The organism is Novosphingobium sp. FW305-C-111 (assembly GCF_058783565.1).
Window position 1 is genome coordinate 52,312 of the sequence record NZ_JBYSYP010000017.1, and the last position, 24,725, is coordinate 77,036.

The following is a 24,725-nucleotide window of genomic DNA, read 5'->3' on the forward strand; positions in this document are numbered from 1 at the left end:
TCCGGGTGACCCCCGACACGCAAACCGTTCCTTCCTGGCTCGCCGGCCTGAACCCGCCGCAGCGCGAAGCCGTGCTCAACACCGAGGGCCCGGTGCTGATGCTGGCCGGCGCCGGCACCGGCAAGACCGCCGCGCTGACTCACCGCCTCGCCTATCTGCTGCGCGAACGGCTGGCCTTTCCCGGCGAGATCCTCTGCGTCACCTTCACCAACAAGGCGGCGCGCGAGATGCGCGAGCGCGTGGGCCAGCTGATCGGGCCGAGCGTGGAGGGGATGCCGTGGCTCGGCACGTTCCACGCGATCGGCGCAAAGATGCTGCGCCGCCATGCCGAACTCGCCGGGCTGCAATCGAACTTCACGATCATCGACACCGACGACCAGCTGCGCCTCCTGAAGCAGCTGATCACCGCCGCCGACCTCGACGAGAAGCGCTGGCCGGCCCGCCAGCTTGCGGGCCTGATCGACCGCTGGAAGAACCGCGGGCTCAACCCGGCCGATCTCGATGCGACGGAGAACGAGGCCTATGCGAACGGCAAGGGGCGGCAGTTCTACCAGCTTTACCAGGACCGGCTGAAGGCGCTGAACGCTGCCGATTTCGGCGACCTGCTGCTCGGCGTGCTCAACCTGCTGCGCAACAACCGCGAGGTGCTCGAGCATTACCAGCGGCGATTCAAGTACGTGATGGTGGACGAATACCAGGACACCAACGCGGTCCAGTACCTGTGGCTGCGGCTGCTCGCGCAGGAGCGCAGGAACATCTGCGTGGTCGGCGACGACGACCAGTCGATCTATTCGTGGCGCGGCGCGGAAGTCGCCAACATCCTGCGCTTCGAGAAGGACTTTCCGGGCGCGAAAGTGATCCGGCTCGAGCAGAACTACCGCTCGACCCCGCAGATTCTCGCCGCCGCCTCGGGGCTGATCGACGCCAACTCGCAGCGCCTCGGCAAGACCCTGTGGACCGAGGCCGAGGCGGGCGAGAAGATCCGCGTCATCGGCGTGTGGGACGGGCCAGAGGAAGCGCGGCGGATCGGCGACGAGGCGGAGAGCCTGATGCGGCGCGGGGTCAGCCTCGCCAGGCAGGCGATTCTCGTGCGCGCCCAGTTCCAGACCCGCGAGCTTGAAGACCGGTTCATCGCGATCGGCCTGCCTTACCGCATCGTCGGCGGTTTCCGCTTTTACGAGCGCGCCGAAATCCGCGATGCGATGGCGTACCTGCGGGTCGTCGCCCAGCCGTCCGACGACCTCGCGTTCGAGCGGATCTACAACACCCCCAAGCGCGGGCTCGGCGACAAGACGCTGGAAAAGCTCCACCGCCATGCCCGCGCGCGCGGCATCCCGCTGGCCCTCGCCGCGATCGAGATCGCCGACACCGATGAGTTGCCGGCCCGCGCAAGGAATACGCTGGTCGCGCTGATGCGCGACTTCGCCCGCTGGCGCGAGGTGGCCAAGACGCTGGTCCCCGCGGAGCTTGCCCGCACGATCCTCGACGAGAGCGGCTACACCGCTGCGCTCCAGGCCGAGCGCAGCGCGGAGAGCGCGGGACGCCTCGAAAACCTCTCCGAACTCGCCCGCGCGATGGAAGAATACGACACGCTCGGCGCGTTCCTCGAACACGTCAGCCTGGTCATGGACAACGACGCAGACGCGGAGGCAGACAAGATCACGATCATGACGATCCACGCCGCCAAGGGGCTGGAATTCGACCACCTCTACCTCCCCGGCTGGGAAGAGGGCGTGTTCCCCAGCCAGCGGGCGATGGACGAGGGCGGGCTCAACGCGCTCGAGGAGGAACGCCGCCTCGCCTATGTCGCGATCACCCGCGCGCGGCGGGAATGCACAATCTTCCACGCCGCCAACCGGCGGATCTACGGCCAGTGGACCAGCTCGATCCCCAGCCGGTTCATCGGCGAACTGCCCGAAGCGCATGTCGAGCAGGAAACCACGCTGAGCGGCGGGGCCTCGCTGTGGCGCGCGCAGTGGTCGGAAAACGGCGATCCCTTCGCCCACGTCGCCGCCGTCCAGCCGTCACGCACGATGACCCGCGGCCCCGGCTGGCAACGCGCCGCCGCCGGCACCTACGACTCCGCGCCGAAACGCATCGCCGAACCCGGCCGCTCTGCTGCCAGCTTCGCCGCCAAACCGCGCAGCGACATCGCCGTGGGCGCGCGGGTGTTCCACGACAAGTTCGGCTATGGCACCGTCGCCGCGCAGGAAGGCAACAAGCTCGAAATCGACTTCGAGACCGGCGGGCGGAAGCGGGTGATCGACAGTTTCGTGAAGGCGGGGTGATTGCTCGGGAGTCGAGGCGACTCCCGTTGCGAAACTGGATCCTCCCCTGCACGGGGAGGGGGACCATCCGCAGGATGGTGGAGGGGCACCCGCCGTGATCACAGGTCCCGCAGAAACGATCCGCCGCGCCCGCAAGCTGCGTGCCGACATGAGCTTGCCGGAGTCCATCCTTTGGCGCGCCCTCCGCGAGCGCCCCGGCGGGTTCAAGTTCCGGCGGCAGCATCCGGCTAGCGTCTATGTGCTGGACTTCTACTGCGCCGCCGCCCGGCTCGACATCGAGGTCGACGGCTGGGGCCACAACTCTGGCAGCGTGATCCACCGTGACGAGCGGCGGTCTCGGTTCCTGCGGTCACAGGGGGTGGCGACGCTGCGGGTGCCGGCTAAGGTCGTGCTGTAGGACGTTGCCCGCGCGGTTCAGCGGATCGTCGAGGTGTGTGAGGAGAGGGCAGCGAGGTTGCGTTCACTGCCCGTGCCCCTCCACCCTCCTGCGGATGGTCCCCCTCCCCCGGTAGGGGAGGATTAGCGTCACCGCGTCACAGCGCCGATACGCTGAGGAAGCCGGGGATCGGGCCGTTCCACACGCCGGGCTCGCTGGGCGCGTCCTGTTCGTAGCGGCGCTGGCGCGGGCCGGCTTCGTCGCGGGCGTCGCCGCGGGGGCGGCGCTGGCGCTCGGGCCGTTCCTCGCGGGGGGCACGTTCCTCGCGCGGAGCACGCTCTTCTCGCGGGGCGCGCTCTTCGCGGGGCGCGCGTTCGCGGCGGCTGCGCGCGGGGCGTTCCTCGCGTTCGCCCACGTCACCGTCTGACGCGCTCGCAGCGTCCAGGTTGAATTCGGGGATCTTGCCGCCGGTCAGCTTCTCGACGTTCTCGATCGCCTCGGCATCTTCGGGCGCGACGAAGGTGAAGGCGCGGCCGGTCGCCCCGGCGCGGCCGGTGCGGCCGATGCGGTGGACGTAGTCGTCCGGGTGCCACGGCGTGTCGAAGTTGAAGACGTGGCTCACCCCCTTCACGTCGAGGCCGCGGGCGGCGACGTCGGAGGCGACGAGGATGTTGATCGTGCCCGCCTTGAACCGGTCAAGCTCGGCGATGCGCGAGGACTGGTCCATGTCGCCATGGATCTCGCCCGCGGAGAAACCGTGCTGCTTGAGGCTCTTGGCCAGTTCGCGCACCGTGGTCTTGCGGTTGCAGAAGATGATCGCGGTGCCGACGTTGTCGGTCCTGAGCAGCGTACGCAGCGCCTCACGCTTGCCGCGCGTCGTGACCGCGACCTTGTGCTGGGCGATGTTGGTGTTGTTCGAGGCCGGACGGGCGACCTCGATGTATTTGGGATTGCTGAGGAAGCGGTCGGCCAGCTTCTTGATCGGCGGCGGCATCGTCGCGCTGAACAGCAGCGTCTGGCGGTTGGCCGGCAGTTTGGTGCAGATGTTCTCGATATCCGGGATGAAGCCCATGTCGAGCATCCGGTCGGCTTCGTCGATCACCAGCAGGTCGCAGCCGGTCAGCAGGATCTTGCCCCGCTCGAACAGGTCCATCAGCCGGCCCGGGGTGGCAATCAGCACGTCGACGCCCTCGTTCAGCGCCTTGACCTGGTCGCCCATCTGCACGCCGCCGATCAGCAGCGCCATCTTGAGGTCGTGGTTCTTGCCGTACTTCTCGAAATTCTCGGCCACCTGGGCGGCGAGTTCGCGAGTCGGCTCGAGGATCAGCGAGCGCGGCATCATCGCGCGGCGACGACCGTGGGCGAGGATGTCGATCATCGGCAGCACGAAGCTGGCGGTCTTGCCGGTCCCGGTCTGGGCGATGCCGATGAGGTCCTTCATCATCAGCACCGGCGGGATCGCCTGCGCCTGGATCGGCGTCGGCGTGTCGTACCCGGCGTCGAGCACGGATTTCAGCAATTCGTCGGACAGGCCGAGATCGGCAAACTTCATGCAAACGGTTCCGAAAGGAGGAGGCCGCGCGCCGGAACAGCGCGGTCAGCGGCGGGCGGCCTGACCGCTTGCGCAACTGGCCCGCGCAAACCAGATCGGGGCGGGAAAGTCAAGAAAACTCGGGCCCGGCGCGCCGGCGGCTTCAGTTGGGGATCAGTTCGCGCAAGCCCGTGATCGCGCAGGTCGCCCCGGCGCGCGAGTGGACGTCGTCGCGTCCGGCGCAGATCTGCCCGTCGCTGGTGTGCTCGACATAGAAACCGGAGTAGAAATCCCGCGGGCGGCAGGATTTCTCGAGGTTCGCGCCGATGATCCGGCGATCGCGCATGAACAGGACCAGCCGGTCGTCCATCACCTGGACCCCGGCGATGCCCTGCACCGCGAGACACTTGCCGGTCTTGCGCTCGCTGAAGCGCGGGCCGACGGGGCCGCTGGGGATGTCGGGAAACATGTCGCCGCGCGGGGCGATGCGGATGACGAGGCGCTGCTCGATCCGCACCTGCCACGCCCGGTCGGGACGGAAGCCTTCGGCCATGGGACGGAGCGACTGGATCGGCGAGGCTTCGCTCGCGGCGAGTGGCGGGCCGTCGACGACTGTGGCGAACTGCCATTCCTCGTCGATGGTCACCTCCGCCCGCGCGGCCTCGTCCGGCACCGGAACGACCGCCTGCGCGGTCGGCAGGAGCAGCGCAAGCGGCGCAAGGAGGCTGAGCATGCTGTTCGGCATCGTGCGAGGTCGACTGCGCCCTTGTCCTGCGTTGCGGCCGCGCCCGGCCAACCCCTTCGGCCGCTGCGGAACCATTCCCTGTGCCCCGTGGGTTACCACCCCCGCTTGAACACCCGCTTAACTCGCGCCGCGCGAAAAAGGAATTGCCCTTGCCCTCCCTGCCGCCTTACCCGCTGGCGGGATGAGCGAGGCTTTCCTCAGCGCCGCCCGCGCCGTGCTCGGCGACAAGGGCCTGACCACCGACGCGGACACCATCGCGCCGTGGCTGACCGACTGGCGCGGGCGCTTCACCGGCCGGGCGCTGGCGCTGGCCTCGCCGGCGAGCACGGCCGAGGTCGCCGCGCTGGTCCGGCTGTGCGGCGAGCATGGCGTGCCGATCGTGCCGCAGGGCGGCAACAGCGGCATGTCCGGCGGCGCCACCCCCGACACCAGCGGGACCGCGCTGCTGCTCTCGCTGCGGCGGATGAACGCGATCCGCGAGGTCAGCGCCGACACGCGCAGCGCAACCTGCGAGGCCGGGGTGATCCTCCAGGTGCTGCACGAGGCGGCTGAGGCCAGGGGCCTGCGCTTCCCGCTGTCGCTCGGCGGCAAGGGCTCGGCCACGATCGGCGGGCTCGTCTCGACCAACGCCGGCGGCACGCAGGTGCTGCGGCACGGCTCGATGCGCGCGCTGGTGCTGGGGCTCGAGGCGGTGCTGGCCGACGGTTCGGTGCTGGATCAGCTCGTCCCGCTCAAGAAGGACAACCGCGGGTTCGACCTGAAGCAGCTGCTGATCGGGTCGGAGGGCACGCTCGGCATCGTCACGGCGGCGACGCTCAAGCTCGAACCGGCGGTGGCGCGGCGGGCGGTGCTGTGGGCGGGGGTCGGCTCGGTCCACGCCGCGCGTGCGCTGCTGCTCCATGCGGAGCGGGTGGCGGGGCCCGCGCTCGAAGGGTTCGAGGTCATGCCCGCGCACTGTGTCGCCTCGGTCATGGATTTCCTGCCAGGCGCGCGGATGCCGCTGGCGGAGAATCACGCCTGGCACGCGCTGATCGAGCTGGTCGCCGATGCGGACGGCGCGGAGGGGCTGGATGCGCTCGCCACCCGCCTGCTCGAAAGCGCGTTCGAGGCCGGCATCGTGGAAGACGCAACGCTCGCCACCAGCGAAGCGCAGGCCGAGGCGCTGTGGCTGATCCGCGAGACCGTGCCCCAGGCCGAGCGGGCGCTCGGCCCGGCGGTGCAGCACGACATTTCGGTGCCGGTGGAAGCCATGCCGGCATTCCTCGAGGCCGCCGAACCGCGGATCATGGCGGCGTTTCCCGGAACGCAGGTGGCCGGCTTCGGCCACCTCGGCGACGGCAACATCCACCTCCACGTCATTGCGCCGGCGGGTAGCGAGCGCGCCGCGTGGGAGGCCGGCGAGGGCAAGGCGATCAGCGCGCTGGTCCACGACATGGTCACCGAATGGCGCGGCTCGATCTCCGCCGAGCACGGCATCGGCCAGCTCAAGCGCGCCGAGCTCGCCCGGCTTGCCGACCCGGTCCACCTCGCGCTGCTGCGCAAGGTCAAGGCGGCGCTCGATCCGCAACGGCTGCTGAACCCGGGCAAGCTGGTCTAGGCCGCGCTTGCCGAGCGGGCGGCGAAGCCCTAAAGCCGCCGTTCCGCGCTTTTCGGGTCATCGCCCCGCAAGGCACCGACCAGACAATTTTCCAATACCGGAGAGAATCCCGATGGCCAGCGCGCCGCAGTCTGCCCCGCTTCCGCTGTTCTACAACGACCTCATGCCGCTCAACAGCCGCGACCATTCCGGCTGGAAGATGAAGGCCGCCGAAAAGGCTCCGTGGGTCGCCAACGTCCACGCCATCCCGCTGACCGTCGAGGAATTCCCGCAAGCCTCGCGCCACTACCCGATCATCTTCGCCTCGGGCGAGAACGGCGTGCCGCTGGCGCTGATGGGCCTGAACGAGGGCGTCAACACCTTCATCGGCGAAGACGGCACGATCACCCCCAACATCTACCTGCCGGCCTATGTCCGCCGCTATCCGTGGCTGCTCGCCAAGCTCAACCCGCAGAGCGAGGAGCTTTCGCTGTGCTTCGATCCGTCCTCGGGCGTGATCGGCGAATCGGAGGACGGCGCCCCGCTGTTCGATGGCGACCAGCCGAGCGAGACCACCCGCAACATCCTCCAGTTCTGCGAGCAGTTCGAAGTGGCCGGTCAGAAGACCCAGACCTTCCTCGACGAGCTGAAGAAGCACGACCTGCTGATGGAAGGCGAAGTGGCGATCCAGCAGAACGGCGTCGAAAACCCGTTCATCTATCGCGGCTTCCAGATGATCAACCAGGAGAAACTGGCGCAGGTCCGCGGTGACGTGCTGCGCGGCTGGGCGCAGAACGGACTGCTGCCGCTGATCTACGCGCACATGTTCTCGCTCGAGCTGATGAGCCAGGTGTTTGCGCGCCAGGTCGACATGGGCAAGGGCCCGGATGGCGCGGTCCCGACCGCCACCCCGGTCCCGGCCGCCTGAGAGACCGCCACAACCGAACCGGATGGGATCGTTAATCGCCGCGGCGAAAACGGTGCAATTGATACTTGCACCGCCGCGGGGGGCGACCTATCTTGTTGATGTTGCGTCGCGGCTCCCCTCATGGCCCGGCGTGACTGGTGCACTTCGTGCACCTCCTCCCTGAACCTTGGCCACCTGGAGCTTGTCTCCAGGTGGTTTTTTCTTGTCCGTTAGAAGGTTGCGGGGCTGGCCGGCGGGGCTTTTACTCGGCCGCCTGCGACCAGCCGTCGCGGGTCCGCTCCTGCGCCGACTCGCGGCCCAGTCCGGCGACGTCGCCGGCAAGGCGGCGGACGAGACCGGTCAGCAGCGCGACCATGTCGTCGAAGCCCATACCCGGTTCGACCATCCGGAAGTCGAGATAGCGCTGGCGATCGATCTCCAGCTGCAGGCAATGGATTCCCTGGCGCCGCGCCGCATGCCGTTCCAGCACGTAGCCCCCGGCATAGGGCCGGTTGTGCGCGGCGATCCGCCGGGCCTCCGCCAGATGGCCGAAGGCGGAGGCGACCAGCGTGCCGTCGCAGGCCGCGCCGAAGCGGTCGCCGACCACGAATTCGGGCGGTGGATCGATTCCGCTGCGGGGACTGAGCGGCGGCATCGAGTGCAGGTCGATCAGCAGCGCCGCGCCCCACCGCCGCCTGAGCCGCTCGAGCGTTTCGCCCAGTGCGTCGTGATAGGGGACGTGGACCGCGGCGATCCGCGCCTCGAGCTCCTCGTGCTCCATCCGCCGCTTCCACAGCTCGCCCAGCCCGGGCAGGCGGCGCGGGATCAGGCCCAGGCCGCTGCGCGCCCGGCGCGCGAACTTGTGTGGCGGCGCGGCCGAGGCATCGGGCGAAGGCATGCCCATCATGTCCCAGTCGACATCCTCGGGGCAGCGGTTGAGGTCGATCATCGCCCGCGGCGCGTGGGCGACGAGCAGCGAAGCGCCCGTTTCGTTCGCCACCTCGGTCGCCAGGAGGTCAACATAGCGGTCCTCGAGTCGCGGGGTGGCGTAGGCCGGATTGCGCATCCGCTCGAGCAGCGAAGAGGCATAGGCGCGGCCGGCGTGGGGCACGGCGATGAGGATCGGGATCGGCGAAGGATCGCGGTGGCGCAGGGTGAACGCGGGCACGCCTTCATGCCCCGGAACCGAACCGCCCCTGAGGACTCCCGAATCCGGCCACGAATCGCCCGAATTCGGGTTGTTCTCCGCCATCGCCGGGAACGCTGCCCGTGAATTGCTTTTGTGTCAAAGTCGGGCAGGTCGGAATTGGCAGGGTTAACGGGGCAGAATTTTAACACGCCGTGCGTTATCGCGCTTGCGACGCCGACCCAGTTACTGACGGAACCCCAGATGCTGCGCATACTCCTGGCCGAAGACGAAGACGCGATGCGGGCCTATCTCGCCCGGGCGCTGGAGAATGCCGGCTATTCCGTGACCGCGGTCGATCGCGGCACCGCCGCGCTGCCCCTGCTGGAAGCGGAGCATTTCGACCTGCTGCTGTCGGACATCGTCATGCCTGAGATGGACGGGATCGAACTCGCCCAGCGCTGCGCGGAAGTGAGCCCGACGACCAAGGTCATGTTCATCACCGGATTCGCCGCGGTCACGCTCAAGGCCAACCGCGACTTGCCGCAGGCCCGCGTGCTGTCGAAGCCTTTCCACCTCCGCGACCTCGTGATGGAGGTCGAGCGCGTGTTCGAGGGACAGGTGCAGGCGAGCATCTGATTCTCTGGGTTGCCAAGCCGGGGGAGCCTCGCTAATGGCGCTCCCCTGCCCGCGGGGTTCGCCCCACGGAGACGAATGGTGCCGGGCGTATAGCTCAGTGGTAGAGCACTATGTTGACATCGTAGGGGTCGCAAGTTCAATCCTTGCTACGCCCACCATTCGAAGAAAAGGCCCCGGTTTCCCGGGGCCTTTTTCGTTTCAGGCCTTGTCCCCTCCCGCATGCGGGAGGGGAACCGGAGCTCAGCTGCCCGTCCAGTTCGGCTTGCGCTTCTCGGCAAAGGCAAGCGCGCCTTCGCGGGCGTCGTTGGTGCTGAACAGGTTGCCCAAGTATTCGGCCTGCTTGGTCCACATCTCATCGTTCGACCAGGTGTGCGAATCGCGAATGATCGCCTTCGACGCGACCAGCGCAAGCGGGCCGTTCTCGGCGATGCGCGCGGCGAGCTCGCGCGCCGCGTCGAGCGCCGGACCGTCGGTCAGCCGGTTGACGAAGCCCAGTTCATAGGCGCGCCGGGCGTCGACGAAATCACCGGTCAGCGCCAGCTCCATCGCGATCCGCGGCGGAACCTGGCGGGGCAGCTTGATCAGGCCGCCAGCCGCGGCGGCAAGGCCGCGCTTGGCTTCAGGAATGCCGAACTTCGCGCCCGAATGAGCGACGATCAGGTCGCAGGCCATGGCCAGTTCCATGCCGCCGGCCAAGGCATAGCCATCGACCGCCGCAATCAACGGCTTTTTCGGCCCGCGCTCGGTAATGCCGCCGAACCCGCGCCCGCGAACCGACGGCGATTCGCCGCGGAGGAAGCCCTTGAGGTCCATCCCCGAACAGAACGTGCCACCCGCGCCGGTGATGATCGCCACCGAAAGGCTGCTGTCCGAATCGAGCTGGTCCATCGCTGCGGAAATGCCCTCGGCCGCGGCCTTGGTCATCGCATTCTTGGCTTCGGGCCGGTTGATCGTGACGGTGAGGACGCCGTTAGCGGCTTCGACGAGGACCTCGCTCATTGCAGTGCTTCCTTTCCCAGAAAATTTAATCGCTCGGTTAAGACTTCTGGCGACTGCGCAAGGCGCTGTCCAGCCCGAATCGCGAGGAATCCAGCGGGGTTCTTGCGCCGCCGCGCAACCTGTGCTTGGACGCCCGGCATCGCATTCCCCAGGGGCAAAGGACGGATCATGGCCAAGATCAAGGTGAAGAACCCGGTCGTCGAACTCGACGGCGACGAAATGACCCGGATCATCTGGCAGTGGATCCGCGAAAAGCTGATCCTGCCCTATCTCGACATCGACCTGAAGTATTACGACCTCTCGGTCGAAAAGCGCGACGAGACCAGCGACCAGATCACTGTCGACGCCTCGAACGCGATCAAGCAGTACGGCGTCGGCGTGAAGTGCGCCACGATCACCCCGGACGAGGCCCGCGTCGAGGAATTCAAGCTCAAGAAGATGTGGAAGTCGCCCAACGGCACGATCCGCAACATCCTCGGCGGCGTCGTTTTCCGCGAACCCATCGTCATCCAGAACATCCCGCGCCTGGTCCCCGGCTGGACCGACCCGATCGTCGTCGGCCGTCACGCATTCGGTGACCAGTACAAGGCCACCGACACGCTGATCCCCGGCCCCGGCAAGCTGCGCCTGGTGTTCGACGGCGCGGACGGGCAGACCATCGACCTCGACGTGTTCGACTTCCCCAGCTCGGGCGTCGCGATGGCGATGTACAACCTCGACGATTCGATCCGCGACTTCGCCCGCGCCTCGTTCAACTATGGCCTCAACCTCGGCTGGCCGGTGTACCTGTCGACCAAGAACACCATCCTCAAGGCTTACGACGGCCGCTTCAAGGACCTGTTCCAGGAAGTGTTCGACACCGAAGGCTTTGCCGAGAAGTTTAAGGCCGCCGGCATCGTTTACGAACATCGCCTGATCGACGACATGGTCGCCTCGGCGCTCAAGTGGTCGGGCAAGTTCGTGTGGGCGTGCAAGAACTACGACGGCGACGTCCAGTCCGACACCGTGGCGCAGGGCTTCGGCTCGCTCGGCCTGATGACCTCGGTCCTGCTCAGCCCCGACGGCAAGACGGTGGAGGCGGAAGCCGCCCACGGCACCGTCACCCGCCATTACCGCCAGCACCAGCAGGGCAAGGCGACCTCGACCAACCCGATCGCCTCGATCTTCGCGTGGACCCGCGGCCTCGTCTATCGCGGCAAGTTCGACGAAACCCCCGAAGTGGTGAAGTTCGCCGAAACGCTCGAGCAGGTTTGCATCGAGACCGTCGAGCAGGGCGCGATGACCAAGGACCTCGCCATCCTGATCGGGCCGAGCCAGCCGTGGATGACCACCGAAGTGTTCTTCCAGGCGATCGTCGACAACCTCGAGAAGAAGATGGCCAGCTGGAGCTAAGCCCTCCGGTCAGCCTGACAACAAAGAGGCCCCGGGGAAACCCGGGGCCTTTTTCGTCGGTTCGCTCGTTACCCAAGCCCGTCGTCATGCCCGGCCTGACCGGGGAGGACGGGGGCCGAAGGCAACGGCCGGCATCGTCGCAGCACGAAGGTTTCCGCGGCCGACCGGGTGACAGCACCGGTGCTTTGCGGTTTAAGGGGCAGACATGGCCGTCAACTTCGAACCCACCAATGCGCTCAGCGATGCGCTCGTCATTCTCGGCGCAGCAGGGATCGTCATTCCGGCCTTTGCCCGCTTCCGCATCACGCCGATCATCGGATTCATCGTGGTCGGCGTGCTCGTCGGGCCGTTCGGGCTCGGTTCGCTGGTCGATGAGCATCCGTGGCTCTATTATCTGACGATCACCCGGCCGGATGCGATAGAGCCCTTTGCCGAGTTCGGGATCATCCTGCTGCTGTTCTCGATCGGACTGGAGCTGTCCTTCGCGCGCCTCTGGGCGATGCGGCGGCTGGTGTTCGGGCTCGGCGCGGCAGAGCTGTTCGTCGCGGCAACGCTGCTCGCAGGCGCGCTCTACTTCACCGGCGAGACCGCCGGCGGCGCAATGGGGCTCGGCCTCGCGCTCGCGCTGTCCTCGACCGCGCTGGTCCTGCCGATCGCCGGCACCCAGACCCCGGTCGGCCGCGCCGCGCTGGCGATGCTGCTGTTCGAGGACATCGCACTGGTCCCGATCATCTTCCTGCTCGGCGCGATGGCCCCGTTCGCGATGGTCGAGCAGCAGCCCAGCCTCGTCGAGACGCTGTGGAAGGGTGGGCTCGTCATTGCCGTCCTGCTGGTGATCGGCAAGGTCGCCCTGCCCCGCCTGTTCGCCCAGGCCGCGCGGACCAAGAGCCCCGAGCTGTTCCTGTCCGCCAGCCTGCTGGTGGTGATCATCGCCGCGCTGGCCACCGCCGCGGTCGGGCTCTCGCCGATCATGGGCGCGCTGCTCGCCGGGCTGCTGATCGCCGAAACCGAATATCACGGCGAGGTCGAGGTGATCACCGCGCCGTTCAAGGGCCTCGCGCTCGGCGTGTTCCTGATCACCATCGGCATGAGCATCGACCTGCACATGGTGTGGGACAACCTCGGCCCGCTGGCCGCGGCGGTGCTTGGCGTGGTGCTGGTCAAGGCGCTGGTGACCGGGTTCATGCTGCGCGCCTTCGGCAAGCGCCGCGGCACCGCGGTCGAAGCCGGCATCCTCATGGCAAGCCCGTCCGAGACCACCCTGATCGTGCTCGCCACGGCGGCGCAGGCAGGCCTGATCCTCGCCGACACCGCGCAGTTCTGGCAGGTCGTGACTGCCATCGGCCTGACCATCACCCCGCTGCTCGCCAAGCTCGGCCATGCCTTTGCCCGGCGCATCGATGGCAGCGAGGCGGCCACCGCCGCACCGCTCGACGAGGACGATGCCGAGCGTGCGGTGATCTTCGGGTTCGGCCGCGTCGGGCGGCTGGTCGGCGAAATGCTCGAAGCGCACGACCGCAAGTACGTCGGCATCGATTCGGACCCGGCGATCGTCGAAGAGGCGCGGGCCGAGGGATTCCCGGTGCTGTTCGGTAACGTGACCAACCAGGCCATGCTCGACAAGCTGCGGCTCGATCAGGCTCAGGCGTTGATCGTGACGATGGACGAGCCGGTACTGGTCTCGCGCATGGTCAGGAAGCTTCACCGCGAACACCCGGCGCTGCCGATCATCGTCCGCGCCCGCGATCCGCGCCACGCCGGCGAGCTCTACCGCGCCGGGGCGACCGACGCGGTGCCGGAAACGCTGGAAAGCTCGCTCCAGCTGTCGGAGGCGGTGCTGGTCGACATGGGCGTGGCGATGGGCCCGGTGATCGCCTCGATCCACGAAAAGCGCGACCAGTTCCGCGCCCAGATCATGGAAGAGGGCGAGCTGCCCGCCATGCCGCGCCTGCGGACCGGGGTGCTGCGGGAGAAGGGGGCATAGCGCCGCGCTTTCCCCTTGACCGGCCCGCCCTGAGCGTGTCGGAGCCTCCAAACCCGCCCGTCCTGAGCCTGTCGAAGGTCGGCTTTTCATTTTGGCGTGGCGCGGGGTCCGAAGAGAAGAACGGTCCTTCGACGGGCTCAGGACGGACGGAGTGTGTGGAACCGGTCATCAACGCACCATTTGTGCGTCGCAGCACGAATCGGCTTTACAATCCTTTCCCGGCCTCTTAACGGCCCGCCCGTGATGACCGCCAAGCCGACCACGCCGATTATTACCAAACCGACCGCCACGCGCGGGACGGTTCGGCTGGCGCTGTCGCTCTGACAGGGAACATCCGGACAAGGTCCCGCGAGACGCGCGGGGCCTGAATTTCCACACGGTCCCAGCCTCGCGCGCCTCCGGCAACGACAGGAGACGAACGAGACATGCCCCTTCACAACCTCCCCGCCCGCCCCGCCGTCGGCATAGTCGGCGCGACCGGCCTCGTCGGATCGATGATGCGCGAGCTGCTGGAAGAGCGGAATTTCCCGTTCTCGAGCGTCCGCCTGTTCGCCTCGGCCCGTTCGGCCGGGTCCACCGTGAAGGTCGGTGAGGCCGATGTCGTGGTGGAAGACGCCGAGACCGCCGACTTCGCCGGGCTCGACATCGTGTTCTTCTCGGCCGGCGGCTCGACCTCGAAGGCGCTCGCGCCCAAGGTGGCGGCGGCGGGCGGCATTGTCATCGACAATTCGAGCGCGTGGCGCAGCGATCCTGAGGTGCCGCTGGTCGTCGCCGAAGTGAACCCCGAAGCGCTCGAAGTGCTTCCCAAGGGGATCATCGCAAACCCCAACTGCACCACGATGGCGGCGATGCCGGTGCTCAAGCCCCTCCACGCCGCCGCCGGCCTCAAGCGGCTGGTGGCGAGCACCTACCAGGCGGTGTCGGGCGGCGGCATGGCCGGGGTCGAGGAACTCGCCGAGCAGATCAAGGCCGGCGCCGCCGAGTGCGAGAAGCTGGCGCGCGACGGTTCGTCGGTGGACCTTGGCACGCCGCGCAAGTGGGCGGTGCCGATCGGCTTCAACGTCGTGCCGCTCAACTACGTGCTGGGCGAGGACGGCTACACCGAGGAAGAGCTCAAGCTGCGCGACGAGAGCCGCAAGATCCTGAACCTGCCGGACCTCGCCGTCTCGGGTACCTGCGTGCGGGTGCCGGTGTTCACCGGCCATGCCCTGTCGATCAACGCCGAGTTCGACAACGCGATCTCGGCCGAGCAGGCGCTCGACCTGCTGCGCGCCGCGCCGGGCGTGGTGATCGACGACGTCGCCAACCCGCTGACCGCTGCCGGCCAGGACCCGGTCTACGTCGGCCGCGTCCGCCCCGACCGCTCGGTCGCGCATGGCCTCGCGCTGTTCGTGGTCGGCGACAACCTGCGCAAGGGCGCGGCGCTGAACGCGGTACAGATCGCGGAAGTGCTGCTGAGGTAACGGAGCACGAAAAACTTGCTGCGTCCCCGCGCAGGCGGGGACCTCCATCGTTCAAGCGGACCGGGTGATCGATGGAGGCCCCCGCCTTCGCGGGGGCGCAAAGTGTCTTGAAACCTACCGGTCCGCCACCGGCTCGAACACCGACCACCCGGTGCGCTGCGCCAGCCGCTCCAGCGCCAGCGTGCCGAGCTGCGAATTGCCCTTGGCGTTGAGCCCCGGCGACCACACTGCGACCGAGGCGATACCCGGCGCGACCGCCATGATCCCGCCGCCGACGCCCGACTTGCCGGGAAGCCCGGTGCGGAAGGCGAACTCGCCCGAATTGTCGTAGTGCCCGCACAGCATCATCAGCGCGTTGATCCGCCGCGCCCGCTGCGGGGTGACCACGGCGAGGCCGGTCGCGGGGTTGCGTCCGTCGGCCATCAGGAACCGCGCCGCCGCGGCGAGTTGGCGGCAGCTCAGCGCCAGCGCGCAGAAATGGAAATAGACCGACAGCGCCTGCTCGACCGGGTGCGTCAGGTTGCCGAACGAGCGCATGTAGTTGGCGAGCGCGAAGTTGCGGAAGCCCGTGTCCTGCTCCGCGCGGGCGACGCTTTCGTCGATGGCGATGCCCTCGTCCGCGGCCAGCGCGCGGACGAAACGGAGCATTTCGGCGACCACCTCGGCGGGCGCGTAGCTCTTCAGTAGCACATCGGCGACGACGATCGCCCCGGCGTTGATGAAGGGGTTGCGCGGGATGCCATGCTCGCTTTCCAGCTGGACGATCGAATTGAACGCGCTGCCCGAAGGTTCGCGCCCGACCCGCTCCCACAGCGCATCGCCGACCGCGCCCAGTGCCAGGGTAAGCGCGAAGACCTTGCTGATCGACTGGATCGAGAACGGCTCCTCGGCATCGCCGCCGAGATAGGTCGTCCCGTCCGCGAGGATCACCGCGATGCCGAACTTGCCCGGATCGACGCAGGCGAGCGGCGGGATGTAGTCCGCCACCCGGCCACGGTCGGGCGCGGCCTTCATCTCGGCGGCGATGTCGGCGACGATTGCGGCAAGGTCCATGGCTGCCCCCTTTGCCCGCAGTCTTTCATGGCAGGACGCGCTTGGAAAGGGGCGGGTTGCGGACCTTGTTCACGCACCCGGCGTTGATTGCATGAAGGAGAGTGCCATGAGCAACGACAACCCCGCCCATCCCGACATGCAGCCGAGCAAGACCGTTGAGGACTTCAAGGGCGAAGGCTCAGGCAAGATCACCCGCCCGCAGGTGACCGACGCGACCTCGCCGGAAAAGGACTTGCCGCGCGGGAGCGAGAAGGAAACCCACGCGCGGAAGTAGCAGGCTGCGCCCCCGCGCAGGCGGGGGCCTCCTTGGGTCGGGCGGTCCGTATGCGGCTGGAGGTCCCCGCCTTCGCGGGGACTCAGCGAGCGAGCACGCCTTTCACCGCCGCAATCGCCTCCGCCGCCCTGGACCCATCCGGCCCGCCGCCTTGCGCCATGTCGGGCCGCCCGCCGCCGCCCTTGCCGCCGAGCGCTTCCACGCCCGCGCGCACCAGATCGACCGCGCTGAACTTGCCGGCGAGGTCTTCCGTGACCGCCGCCGCGATGCTGGCCTTGCCGTCATTGACCGCGACGATCGCGGCGACGCCGGAACCCAGCCGCTGCTTGGCCTGGTCGAGCAAGCCGCGCAGTTCCTTGGGGTCCAGCCCTTCGAGCACCTGCCCGGAAAACTTCACGCCGCCGACCTCTTCGTCCGCGCTCGCCGCCGCCGCCGAGCCGCCGCCCAGCGCCAGAGCCTTCTTCGCCTCGGCCAGTTCGCGTTCGAGCTTGCGCCGTTCGTCGACCAGCGCCGCCACCCGCGCCTCGACCTCGTCAGGGGTGGTGCGCAGCAGCGCGGCGGTGCCCTTGAGCGCGTCTTCGCGGGCCACCAGCCACTGCCGCGCGCCCTCGCCCGTCAGCGCCTCGATCCGCCGCACGCCCGAGCTGACCGCGCTTTCGGAAACGATACGGAACACCCCGATGTCGCCCAGCGCGCGCACGTGGGTGCCGCCGCACAGCTCGACCGAGTAGTGCTTGTCGGTCGCGCGGCCCATGCTGAGCACGCGCACCTCGTCGCCGTACTTCTCCCCGAACAGCGCCATCGCCCCTGCGGCGATCGCATCGTCGGGGCTCATCAGGCGGGTCGAGACCGGCTCGTTGGCGCGCACTTCGGCGTTCACCTCGGCCTCGATCGCGGCGATGTCGTCGGCCGACAGCGCCGCCGGGTGCGAGTAGTCGAAGCGCAGGCGATCGGGCGCGACGAGGCTGCCCTTCTGCGTGACGTGCGCGCCCAGCCGGTGGCGCAGCGCCGCGTGGAGCAGGTGCGTGGCCGAGTGGTTGGCGCGGATCGCGTCGCGGCGCTCGACGTCGATGTCGAGCTTGACCACGTCGCCGACCGAGATCGTGCCCGCCTCGACCGTGCCGTTGTGGGCGTGCAGCCGGCCAAGCGGCTTGGCGGTGTCGGTCACGGCGATGGCCAGCCCGTTCGCGCCGGAGATCGTGCCCGCGTCGCCCATCTGGCCGCCGCTTTCGCCGTAGAACGGGGTCTGATTGACGATCACCGTCACCGCCTCGCCCGCGTTGGCGCTCTCGACTTCCTTGCCGTCCCGCACCAGCGCGACGACCTGCGCCTCGCCGGTGGTGGCGGTGTAGCCGGTGAATTCGGTCGCGCCGACGCGCTCGGCAATATCGAACCACACTTCGCCATCGGCGGCCTGGCCGCTGCCCTTCCACGCCGCCCGCGCCGCCGCCTTCTGCCGCGCCATCGCCGCGTCGAAGCCCTCGCGGTCGACCGCAATGCCGCGCGAACGCAGCGCGTCCTCGGTCAGGTCATAGGGGAAGCCATAGGTGTCGTAGAGCTTGAACGCGGTCTCCCCGGGGAGCTCGCCGCCCTCGCCCATGGTGCCGGTCGCCTCGTCGAGCAGCTTGAGCCCGTTGGCCAGGGTGCGGCGGAACTGCACTTCCTCGCGCTGCAGCGTTTCCTCGATCAGCGGCTGGGCGCGGCCGAGCTCGGGATAGGCCTGGCCCATTTCGGTGACCAGCGCCGGGACCAGCCGGTGCATCAGCGGATCCTTTGCGCCGAGCAGGTGGGCATGGCGCATCGCCCGCCGCATGATCCGCCGCAGCACATAGCCGCGCCCTTCGTTGCTCGGCAGGACGCCATCGGCCAGCAGGAAGCTGGTCGAGCGCAGGTGGTCGGCGATCACCCGGTGGCTGGCGCGCTGCTCGCCCTCGGCCTTCACCCCGGTCAGGCTTTCGCTCGCCGCGATCAACGCGCGGAAGGTGTCGGTGTCGTAGTTGTCATGCTCGCCCTGGAGCACCGCGGCGACGCGTTCCAGCCCCATGCCGGTGTCGATGCTCGGCTTGGGCAGCTCGCCGACGATCTCGCCTGCGGCCTGCTCGAACTGCATGAACACGAGATTCCAGATCTCGATGAACCGATCGCCGTCCTCGTCCGGGCTGCCCGGGGGGCCACCGGCGATGTGCGCGCCGTGGTCATAGAAGATTTCCGAGCACGGTCCGCACGGGCCGTCGTCGCCCATCGCCCAGAAGTTGTCCTTCGTGGGGATGCGGATGATCCGGTCTTCGGGCAGGCCCGCGATCTTCTTCCACAGCTCGAACGCCTCGTCGTCGGTGTGATAGACCGTGGCGAGCAGCTTGTCCCTGGGCAGGCCCCACTCGCGGGTGAGTAGGGTCCAGGCGTGGGTGATCGCCTGTTCCTTGAAGTAGTCGCCGAAGCTGAAATTCCCCAGCATCTCGAAGAACGTGTGGTGCCGCGCGGTGTAGCCGACATTGTCGAGATCGTTGTGCTTGCCCCCGGCGCGCACGCACTTCTGCGACGAGGTCGCGCGCGGCACGGACCGCGTCTCCAACCCGGTAAAAACGTTCTTGAACGGGACCATGCCCGCGTTCACGAACATCAGGGTCGGATCGTTGTAGGGAACCAGCGGCGCAGACTGCACCACTTCGTGCCCCTGCGAGCCGAAGTATTCGAGGAAGGACCGGCGGATTTCGTTCGTCGAGCTCATCGCCCGCAGTTAGGCGAGCGTTCGGCGCGGAACAAGCACGTTTCGCCCGTTCGGGGCGTGATCGCCGGCCATCACGGTCAGCGCGCGGGGGAGGATTTCGAAGCGCAGCGGCAAGTCCATGCGGGTGACCTCGCCGTCGTGGGCGACGTCGATCGAGCCTTCGCCCAGCAGCTCGAACTTCGCCACGTCGATCACTTCGCCGAAGTCGCGGGCAAGGTCGGCGCGGCCGAGAGCGGCGCGCAGGCCGAAGCCGACCAGCGCCAGCGGGCGGCGCGGCGCGACCGCGACGAGCGAGAGCAGGCCGTCGGACAGCGAATCCCGCACCCCCGCCGCGCCCTGCCCAATATCGTAGCGGTTGTTGCCGACGAACAGCATCGGGGTCTCGATATGCTCGCGCCGTTCGCCGATGGCGAGTTCGAACCATTGCCCGCGCCCCTTGCGCAGCGCCCGCCACGCCGCCGGGACCTGCGCCAGCCGCTTCGGCAGGCGGCTCGCGTCACGCTGGCGAACGATCGCCGGATAAAGGCCGAGCGAGGCATTGTTGATGAAGATGCGCTCGCCCACCCGGGCGAGGTCGATCCGCAGGGCATGGCCGCCCCCCGCGATCGCCGCCGCCTCTTCCAGCGAATCCGGCACGCCCAGCTGGTGCGCGAAATGGTTGAGCGTGCCGAGCGGGAGGACCGCGAGCGCGGTGTCCGTGCCCGCCAGAACCGCGGCCGCCGAGGAAATGGTCCCGTCGCCCCCGCCCACCGCGACCACGCTGCGGCGACGGAAGCGCCCAACGGTTTCGCCAAGGTCCTTGCCCTCGACGAGGTGGAGGTCGATCTCCAGCCGCCGCGCGGCGAAGGCCTCACGCACCGTGCGCTCCAGATCGTCGCCCAGCCGGCGCGCAGTGCCGCCGCTGCGATTGATCACGACCGGGATCGGCGCGGGTCTCATGGACTTCCAACGCGGGATGTGGCGGTTACGATCCACGCCGCGGCGGGAAAGGCGATCCGCTCGCCGCTGCGGTGGCGCTCGAGCACCTCGCGCAGCCTGTCCGCGAGGGCCGGGCGCTCCGCCTCGGGCAGCGCGCGCATCGCCATGGCGAAAGGGCCGATCCGGGCGAAGAACGCCTCCGCGTCGGCGACCGGGTCTTCCCCCTCCCCCGCGACGTAGCGAAAGTCGACGGGCTCGAAGGCGAGGTCGGTCCAGCCTGCATCCAGAACAGCGCGAACCCGCTCCGGATCGGCAAAGGCGAACGGGCCGGGCGCGAACGGATCGGGCGGCGGTCCGCCGGGGTTCGCGAGTATCTTGCCGATCTCGCTCGCCCAACCGTTGAGCGCGGGCGCGCGGAAGCAGGAAAAGACCAGTCGCGCGCGCGGCGCGGCGATGCGCGAAAGGTGCGCGAAAGCGGCGGCGGAATCGCCGAAGAACATCACGCCGTGGCGCGAGACCAGCAGGTCGGGCGCGAAGCCCTGCGCATCCCACATCGCGGCATCGCCGAGAGCAAAGCGAGCCGCCCCGCCCGCACGCCCGGACGCCGCGCCGACGAGCTGCGCCGAAATATCAACGCCCAGCACCTCCGCCCCGGGCCGCGCCCCCGCAATCGCCAGCGACAGCTCGCCCGCGCCGCAGCCGATGTCGAGGATTCGCGTGCCCGGTTCCGCCGCGATCCGCGCCAGCAGCACCTCGGTGAGTGCCGCGAAGCTGCGGTCGGTGCGGCGCCATTCGTCGGCCCAGCTTTGTCCGGTCACGCCCTGCCAGTCCATCGTCGCGGCCATGCCAGTTTCTCCTTGCGACTCACCCGATTGAGGCAGACCATCCTTTCCATCTTGCGCGTCAGGCGCAACGACGCAGCCCGGCGCGCTCCAGAACACACGAAAGGAGCGGACGATGGGCAACACCCAGGGCAGCGGAACCAATTCCGGCAGCAAAGCGACCCGTGCGGTCGGGCTGGTCGGGCCGGCCGGCACGGGCAAGACCAGCCTCGCCGAGGCGCTGCTCTACGCCAGCGGCGCGATCACCCGGCAGGGCAGCGTCGAGGCCGGGACCAGCGTGGGCGACGCCAGCCCGGAGGCGCGGACCCGGCGCGGCTCGACCGAACTCAACCTCTGCCACTTCGACTACCTCGGCGACCGGTTCGCGATTGTCGATACGCCCGGCGGGGTGGGCTTCGCCGCCGACGGGCTCGCCGCGCTGCCGGCGCTCGACATGGCGGTGGTGGTGGTCGATCCCGACCCGGCCCGCGCCGCGCTGGCCGGCCCCGCGTTGCGCCGGCTCGACGAGATCGGCCTTCCGCATGCGATCTTCGTCAACAAGATGGATGGCGCGCGTGCCGGATCGGTGCGCGACATCCTCGAGGCGCTCCAGCCGATGAGCCGCGAGCCGCTGCTGCTCCGCGAATTCCCGATCCGCGAAGGCGAGCAGGTGACCGGCTATGTCGATGTCGCGCTGGAGCGGGCCTACCGCTACAAGCCGGGCGCGCCATCCGAGCTGGTCGCAATCCCCGAGGGGCTGGCCGAGCGGGAGAAGACCGAACGCACCCGCCTGCTCGAGACGCTCGCCGACTTTGACGACGCGCTGATGGAAGCGCTGCTGATGGACGAGCAGCCCGATGCCGGCATGGTGCTGGCGGACCTTGCCGACGATACCGCGCGGGGCAAGGTGGTGCCGGTGCTGTTCGGCTCAGCCCAGGCGGGTGGCGGCGTGCGGCGGCTGCTCAAGCTGCTGCGACACGAAGCCCCCGGACCGGAGGGCGCGGCGAAGCGGCTCGGCGTGGACGGCGGTGCGGCGCTGCATGTGTTCAAGGTCGCTCATGGCGGCGCGATGGGGCGGCTGGCCCTTGGCCGGGTGCTCGGCGGCGCGATCCGCGAGGGCGACGAACTGGTGGTTGAAGGCACGGCGGCGCGGACCGGCTCGCTGTTCGCGGTGCAGGGCGAAAAGACCGCCAAGCTGGCCAGCGCGGGTGCGGGCGACGTAGTCGCGGTGGCCAAGATCGACGGAGCGCGGTGCGGCGCGCTGCTCGGCGCGAAGGGCACGGCGCTGGCAGGCGACATGCCGGTCGAATACCCGCCGCGCAACGCGGCGATCGCGGTGACGACGCGCGACCGCAAGGACGACGTCAAGCTCTCGACCGCGCTCCATCGCCTGTGCGAGGAGGACCCGGCGCTCGAATGGTCGCAGGACGAAGCGAGCCACGAGACCCTGCTGCGCGGGATCAACGACGAGCATCTTGGCGTCGTGCTGGCCCGGCTCTCGCGGCGCTATGGCGTGGCAGTCGATTCGCATCCGCCGCGCATCGCCTACCGGGAGTCGGTGCGGAAAGGCGCGAAAGTGCGCGGGCGGCACAAGAAGCAGTCCGGCGGGCACGGCCAGTACGGCGACTGCACGATCGAGCTGCGGCCACTGGCGCGCGGCGAAGGCTTCGCGTTCGAGGACCGGATCACCGGCGGGGTCATCCCCAAGCAGTGGATCCCGGCGGTCGAGCAGGGGGTCCGCGACGCGATGGAGAAGGGACCGCTGGGCTTTCCGGTGGTCGATGTCGCGGTCACGCTGGTGGACGGCTCGTTCCACTCGGTCGACAGTTCCGAGCTGGCGTTCCGGGTGGCTGGCCGGATGGCGATGGCAGACGCGCTGGCGCAGGCCGCGCCGTACCTGCTCGAACCGGTGTGCCGCGTGACCGTGGACACGCCCGCCGGGACGGGATCGAAGGCGGGTTCGGTCCTGTCATCGCGCCGAGGCCAGATCGCCGGGCTCGGCCCGCATCCCGATTGGCTGCGGTGGGAGCGGATCGAGGCGACCCTGCCCGAGGCGGGTCTGCACGGGCTCGACGCCGAACTGCGTTCGCTGAGCCAGGGCCTCGCGCATTATGTCGCGGCGTTCGATCACCTCGCCGAGCTGGCGGGCAAGCAGGCCGAGGAGGTGGTCAAGTCGCAGGCCAAGCTGGCGGCATAGGCGGTTGCTGCGCGAGGCCGGCTTAGCCGGCGTAGAATTGGCGGTACTGCTCCAGCAGCGCCGCCAGTTCGGCCTTCTTCATTGGCCACGAACCGGGAATTGCGCCGTCAGCGCCCAAGGCACGGGACAAGGTCATGCCTGGCGTCCGGGCATTTTCCTTGACGTTATAGCCGATCATCGTTCCGCCTTTCGGCACGCGATATACGAAAATTTCGCTGAGATCGGACCATGCCATCCGCAACGGCTTGCGGGTCGTTCCTCCGGACAGCGTCCAGCCCTGGTCGTCGAGAACCAGCGTGAACGGTCTGAGCAGGGTCCAGCCAGATACGACCACGCCGAGCAGGAAAAAGCCTCCGCCAAGAAGCATTGTTGCCGAAGTGTCACCTTGCCAGGCGAGGTAGACAAACACGGCCACGAAGGCGCTGGAGACGGCGAGGAGAAGCAAGTCCTTGCCTGCCGAAGCTGTAATCGCCCTGGGTTCCATCTTTCCCTCCCCGCGGCGATCCTAGTCGGATGGAGAGCACTGGCAAGGCCGGCTCACACACCGAAACCGGCGCGCTCCTGCCGGGGAGCGCGCCGGTCTTTGGACTGGCGCGGGGACAATGCGGGGGGATGCTACCCCGCGCCTTGAGGATCAGATGTCGTCGTCCGCGTCCGGACCCGTCATCATCTCCTCGGCAACCTGGTCGGTGCGGCCGCGGATCGCGGCTTCCAACCGGTCGCAAACATCGGGATGCTCGCGCAGGTAAGTCTTGGCGTTTTCGCGGCCCTGGCCGATGCGGATGCTGTCGTAGCTGAACCACGCACCCGACTTTTCGACGAGGCCGGCCTTGACCCCGAGGTCGAGGATCTCGCCGATCTTGGAGATGCCTTCGCCGTACATGATGTCGAATTCGACCTGCTTGAACGGCGGGGCGACCTTGTTCTTGACGACCTTCACGCGGGTGGCGTTGCCGACGATGTCGTCGCGGTCCTTGATCTGGCCGGTGCGGCGGATGTCGAGGCGGACCGAGGCATAGAACTTGAGCGCGTTGCCGCCGGTGGTGGTTTCCGGGTTGCCGTACATCACCCCGATCTTCATGCGCAGCTGGTTGATGAAGATCACCATGCAGCGCGAGCGGCTGATCGAACCGGTCAGCTTGCGCAGCGACTGCGACATCAGGCGGGCCTGGAGGCCGACGTGGCTGTCGCCCATCTCGCCCTCGATTTCCGCGCGGGGGACCAGCGCGGCGACCGAATCGACCACCAGCACGTCGATCGCGTTGGAGCGCACGAGGGTGTCGGTAATCTCGAGCGCCTGTTCGCCGGTGTCGGGCTGCGAGACGATCAGTTCGTCGATGTTGACGCCGAGCTTCTTGGCATAGACCGGGTCGAGCGCATGTTCGGCGTCGATGAACGCGGCGGTGCCGCCGGTCTTCTGCGCCTCGGCAATCACGTGGAGTGCGAGCGTGGTCTTGCCCGAGCTTTCCGGCCCGTAGACTTCGATCACCCGGCCGCGCGGCAGGCCGCCGACGCCGAGCGCGATGTCGAGCCCGAGCGATCCCGTGGAAATCGCCTCGACCTGCATCGCCTCCTTCGAGCCGAGCTTCATCGCCGAGCCCTTGCCGAACGCGCGGTCGATCTGCGCGAGCGCCGCTTCCAGCGCCTTCTGACGGTCCATGTCCTTTTCTTTGCCTTCCTGAATGAGCTTGAGCTGCGCCGCCATGGG

The 24,725-nt window shown here is 68.5% G+C and carries 20 protein-coding genes and 1 tRNA gene; 11 read left to right on the top strand and 10 right to left on the bottom strand.

The window, feature by feature from the left end; translation table 11 throughout:
• The first annotated feature begins 5 nt into the window (after positions 1-5).
• Both AC3WLD_RS16745 and AC3WLD_RS16750 read left to right on the top strand, forming a co-directional pair.
• Complete coding sequence (locus tag AC3WLD_RS16745; protein ID WP_492558114.1) at positions 6-2,288, top strand: ATP-dependent helicase; 2,283 nt, start codon at positions 6-8, stop codon at positions 2,286-2,288.
• A gap of 94 nt (positions 2,289-2,382) precedes the next feature.
• On the top strand, positions 2,383-2,685 hold the full coding sequence (locus AC3WLD_RS16750; protein ID WP_492558115.1) for an endonuclease domain-containing protein: 303 nt from the start codon (positions 2,383-2,385) through the stop codon (positions 2,683-2,685).
• A gap of 136 nt (positions 2,686-2,821) precedes the next feature.
• Here AC3WLD_RS16750 and AC3WLD_RS16755 read toward each other — a convergent pair whose 3' ends face one another.
• Positions 2,822-4,216, bottom strand: coding sequence for a DEAD/DEAH box helicase (locus tag AC3WLD_RS16755; RefSeq protein ID WP_492558116.1), 1,395 nt, complete (start codon positions 4,214-4,216; stop codon positions 2,822-2,824).
• Positions 4,217-4,358: 142 nt separating this feature from the next.
• On the bottom strand, positions 4,359-4,940 hold the full coding sequence (locus AC3WLD_RS16760) for a hypothetical protein (RefSeq protein ID WP_492558117.1): 582 nt from the start codon (positions 4,938-4,940) through the stop codon (positions 4,359-4,361).
• 181 nt (positions 4,941-5,121) lie between these two features.
• Between AC3WLD_RS16760 and AC3WLD_RS16765 the strand changes: the two genes are divergently transcribed.
• Entirely contained in the window at positions 5,122-6,537 is a 1,416-nt protein-coding gene (locus AC3WLD_RS16765; RefSeq protein ID WP_492558118.1) for an FAD-binding oxidoreductase, read from the top strand.
• A 112-nt stretch (positions 6,538-6,649) separates the two neighbouring features.
• Positions 6,650-7,444, top strand: a complete 795-nt coding sequence (locus AC3WLD_RS16770) for a SapC family protein (protein WP_492558119.1) — start codon at positions 6,650-6,652, stop codon at positions 7,442-7,444.
• Positions 7,445-7,685: 241 nt separating this feature from the next.
• Here AC3WLD_RS16770 and AC3WLD_RS16775 read toward each other — a convergent pair whose 3' ends face one another.
• Entirely contained in the window at positions 7,686-8,675 is a 990-nt protein-coding gene (locus AC3WLD_RS16775) for an N-formylglutamate amidohydrolase (protein ID WP_492558120.1), read from the bottom strand.
• 138 nt (positions 8,676-8,813) lie between these two features.
• On the opposite strand from AC3WLD_RS16775, the gene cpdR reads away from it, so the two are divergent.
• Together cpdR and AC3WLD_RS16785 are read left to right on the top strand one after the other, a co-directional pair.
• On the top strand, positions 8,814-9,188 hold the full coding sequence (gene cpdR / locus AC3WLD_RS16780; RefSeq protein ID WP_492558121.1) for a cell cycle two-component system response regulator CpdR: 375 nt from the start codon (positions 8,814-8,816) through the stop codon (positions 9,186-9,188).
• Between the two features lie 83 nt (positions 9,189-9,271).
• Positions 9,272-9,346, top strand: a tRNA-Val gene (locus tag AC3WLD_RS16785).
• An 82-nt stretch (positions 9,347-9,428) separates the two neighbouring features.
• On the opposite strand, the gene AC3WLD_RS16790 is transcribed toward AC3WLD_RS16785, so the two are convergent.
• The gene (locus AC3WLD_RS16790) at positions 9,429-10,187 is read right to left on the bottom strand and encodes a crotonase/enoyl-CoA hydratase family protein (protein ID WP_492558122.1); all 759 of its coding nucleotides are present in this window, start codon (positions 10,185-10,187) and stop codon (positions 9,429-9,431) included.
• A gap of 168 nt (positions 10,188-10,355) precedes the next feature.
• Here AC3WLD_RS16790 and AC3WLD_RS16795 point away from each other — a divergent pair, with 168 nt between their 5' ends.
• From AC3WLD_RS16795 to AC3WLD_RS16805, 3 genes are all read left to right on the top strand, one after another.
• A complete protein-coding gene (locus AC3WLD_RS16795; protein WP_492558123.1) occupies positions 10,356-11,579 on the top strand; it encodes an NADP-dependent isocitrate dehydrogenase in 1,224 nt (407 codons plus the stop codon).
• A gap of 205 nt (positions 11,580-11,784) precedes the next feature.
• The gene (locus AC3WLD_RS16800) at positions 11,785-13,563 is read left to right on the top strand and encodes a cation:proton antiporter domain-containing protein (protein WP_492558124.1); all 1,779 of its coding nucleotides are present in this window, start codon (positions 11,785-11,787) and stop codon (positions 13,561-13,563) included.
• Positions 13,564-13,988: 425 nt separating this feature from the next.
• Entirely contained in the window at positions 13,989-15,026 is a 1,038-nt protein-coding gene (locus AC3WLD_RS16805) for an aspartate-semialdehyde dehydrogenase (RefSeq protein ID WP_492558125.1), read from the top strand.
• A gap of 114 nt (positions 15,027-15,140) precedes the next feature.
• On the opposite strand, the gene AC3WLD_RS16810 is transcribed toward AC3WLD_RS16805, so the two are convergent.
• The gene (locus AC3WLD_RS16810; protein WP_492558126.1) at positions 15,141-16,079 is read right to left on the bottom strand and encodes a glutaminase; all 939 of its coding nucleotides are present in this window, start codon (positions 16,077-16,079) and stop codon (positions 15,141-15,143) included.
• Positions 16,080-16,185: 106 nt separating this feature from the next.
• Between AC3WLD_RS16810 and AC3WLD_RS16815 the strand changes: the two genes are divergently transcribed.
• On the top strand, positions 16,186-16,353 hold the full coding sequence (locus tag AC3WLD_RS16815) for a hypothetical protein (RefSeq protein WP_492558127.1): 168 nt from the start codon (positions 16,186-16,188) through the stop codon (positions 16,351-16,353).
• Between the two features lie 82 nt (positions 16,354-16,435).
• Here the strand turns inward: AC3WLD_RS16815 and alaS are convergent, their stop codons facing one another.
• From alaS to AC3WLD_RS16830, 3 genes are read right to left on the bottom strand one after another with little or no spacing between them, the layout of a single operon-like run.
• Entirely contained in the window at positions 16,436-19,081 is a 2,646-nt protein-coding gene (gene alaS, locus AC3WLD_RS16820; RefSeq protein ID WP_492558128.1) for an alanine--tRNA ligase, read from the bottom strand.
• Between the two features lie 9 nt (positions 19,082-19,090).
• Positions 19,091-20,020 carry a diacylglycerol/lipid kinase family protein gene (locus AC3WLD_RS16825; protein ID WP_492558129.1) on the bottom strand — a complete coding sequence of 310 codons (930 nt, stop codon included), beginning with the start codon at positions 20,018-20,020 and terminating at the stop codon, positions 19,091-19,093.
• Entirely contained in the window at positions 20,017-20,844 is an 828-nt protein-coding gene (locus tag AC3WLD_RS16830) for a class I SAM-dependent methyltransferase (protein ID WP_492558130.1), read from the bottom strand. Before AC3WLD_RS16830 ends, AC3WLD_RS16825 begins: the two co-directional genes overlap by 4 nt.
• A gap of 112 nt (positions 20,845-20,956) precedes the next feature.
• Between AC3WLD_RS16830 and AC3WLD_RS16835 the strand changes: the two genes are divergently transcribed.
• Complete coding sequence (locus AC3WLD_RS16835) at positions 20,957-23,017, top strand: elongation factor G (protein ID WP_492558131.1); 2,061 nt, start codon at positions 20,957-20,959, stop codon at positions 23,015-23,017.
• 22 nt (positions 23,018-23,039) lie between these two features.
• Here AC3WLD_RS16835 and AC3WLD_RS16840 read toward each other — a convergent pair whose 3' ends face one another.
• Positions 23,040-23,501 carry a hypothetical protein gene (locus AC3WLD_RS16840; RefSeq protein ID WP_492558132.1) on the bottom strand — a complete coding sequence of 154 codons (462 nt, stop codon included), beginning with the start codon at positions 23,499-23,501 and terminating at the stop codon, positions 23,040-23,042.
• Between the two features lie 150 nt (positions 23,502-23,651).
• Positions 23,652-24,722 (bottom strand): recombinase RecA, encoded by a 1,071-nt coding sequence (gene recA, locus AC3WLD_RS16845; RefSeq protein ID WP_492558133.1) that lies wholly within the window; start codon positions 24,720-24,722, stop codon positions 23,652-23,654.
• Positions 24,723-24,725 lie beyond the last annotated feature (3 nt).

Coding starts and splice junctions, on each gene's coding strand:
- AC3WLD_RS16755 (WP_492558116.1), bottom strand. CDS start 4,216: ATGAAGTTTGCCGATCTCGGCCTGTCCGACGAATTGCTGAAATCCGTG.
- AC3WLD_RS16760 (WP_492558117.1), bottom strand. CDS start 4,940: ATGCCGAACAGCATGCTCAGCCTCCTTGCGCCGCTTGCGCTGCTCCTG.
- AC3WLD_RS16765 (WP_492558118.1), top strand. CDS start 5,122: ATGAGCGAGGCTTTCCTCAGCGCCGCCCGCGCCGTGCTCGGCGACAAG.
- AC3WLD_RS16770 (WP_492558119.1), top strand. CDS start 6,650: ATGGCCAGCGCGCCGCAGTCTGCCCCGCTTCCGCTGTTCTACAACGAC.
- AC3WLD_RS16775 (WP_492558120.1), bottom strand. CDS start 8,675: ATGGCGGAGAACAACCCGAATTCGGGCGATTCGTGGCCGGATTCGGGA.
- cpdR (WP_492558121.1), top strand. CDS start 8,814: ATGCTGCGCATACTCCTGGCCGAAGACGAAGACGCGATGCGGGCCTAT.
- AC3WLD_RS16790 (WP_492558122.1), bottom strand. CDS start 10,187: ATGAGCGAGGTCCTCGTCGAAGCCGCTAACGGCGTCCTCACCGTCACG.
- AC3WLD_RS16795 (WP_492558123.1), top strand. CDS start 10,356: ATGGCCAAGATCAAGGTGAAGAACCCGGTCGTCGAACTCGACGGCGAC.
- AC3WLD_RS16800 (WP_492558124.1), top strand. CDS start 11,785: ATGGCCGTCAACTTCGAACCCACCAATGCGCTCAGCGATGCGCTCGTC.
- AC3WLD_RS16805 (WP_492558125.1), top strand. CDS start 13,989: ATGCCCCTTCACAACCTCCCCGCCCGCCCCGCCGTCGGCATAGTCGGC.
- AC3WLD_RS16810 (WP_492558126.1), bottom strand. CDS start 16,079: ATGGACCTTGCCGCAATCGTCGCCGACATCGCCGCCGAGATGAAGGCC.
- AC3WLD_RS16815 (WP_492558127.1), top strand. CDS start 16,186: ATGAGCAACGACAACCCCGCCCATCCCGACATGCAGCCGAGCAAGACC.
- alaS (WP_492558128.1), bottom strand. CDS start 19,081: ATGAGCTCGACGAACGAAATCCGCCGGTCCTTCCTCGAATACTTCGGC.
- AC3WLD_RS16825 (WP_492558129.1), bottom strand. CDS start 20,020: ATGAGACCCGCGCCGATCCCGGTCGTGATCAATCGCAGCGGCGGCACT.
- AC3WLD_RS16830 (WP_492558130.1), bottom strand. CDS start 20,844: ATGGCCGCGACGATGGACTGGCAGGGCGTGACCGGACAAAGCTGGGCC.
- AC3WLD_RS16835 (WP_492558131.1), top strand. CDS start 20,957: ATGGGCAACACCCAGGGCAGCGGAACCAATTCCGGCAGCAAAGCGACC.
- AC3WLD_RS16840 (WP_492558132.1), bottom strand. CDS start 23,501: ATGGAACCCAGGGCGATTACAGCTTCGGCAGGCAAGGACTTGCTTCTC.
- recA (WP_492558133.1), bottom strand. CDS start 24,722: ATGGCGGCGCAGCTCAAGCTCATTCAGGAAGGCAAAGAAAAGGACATG.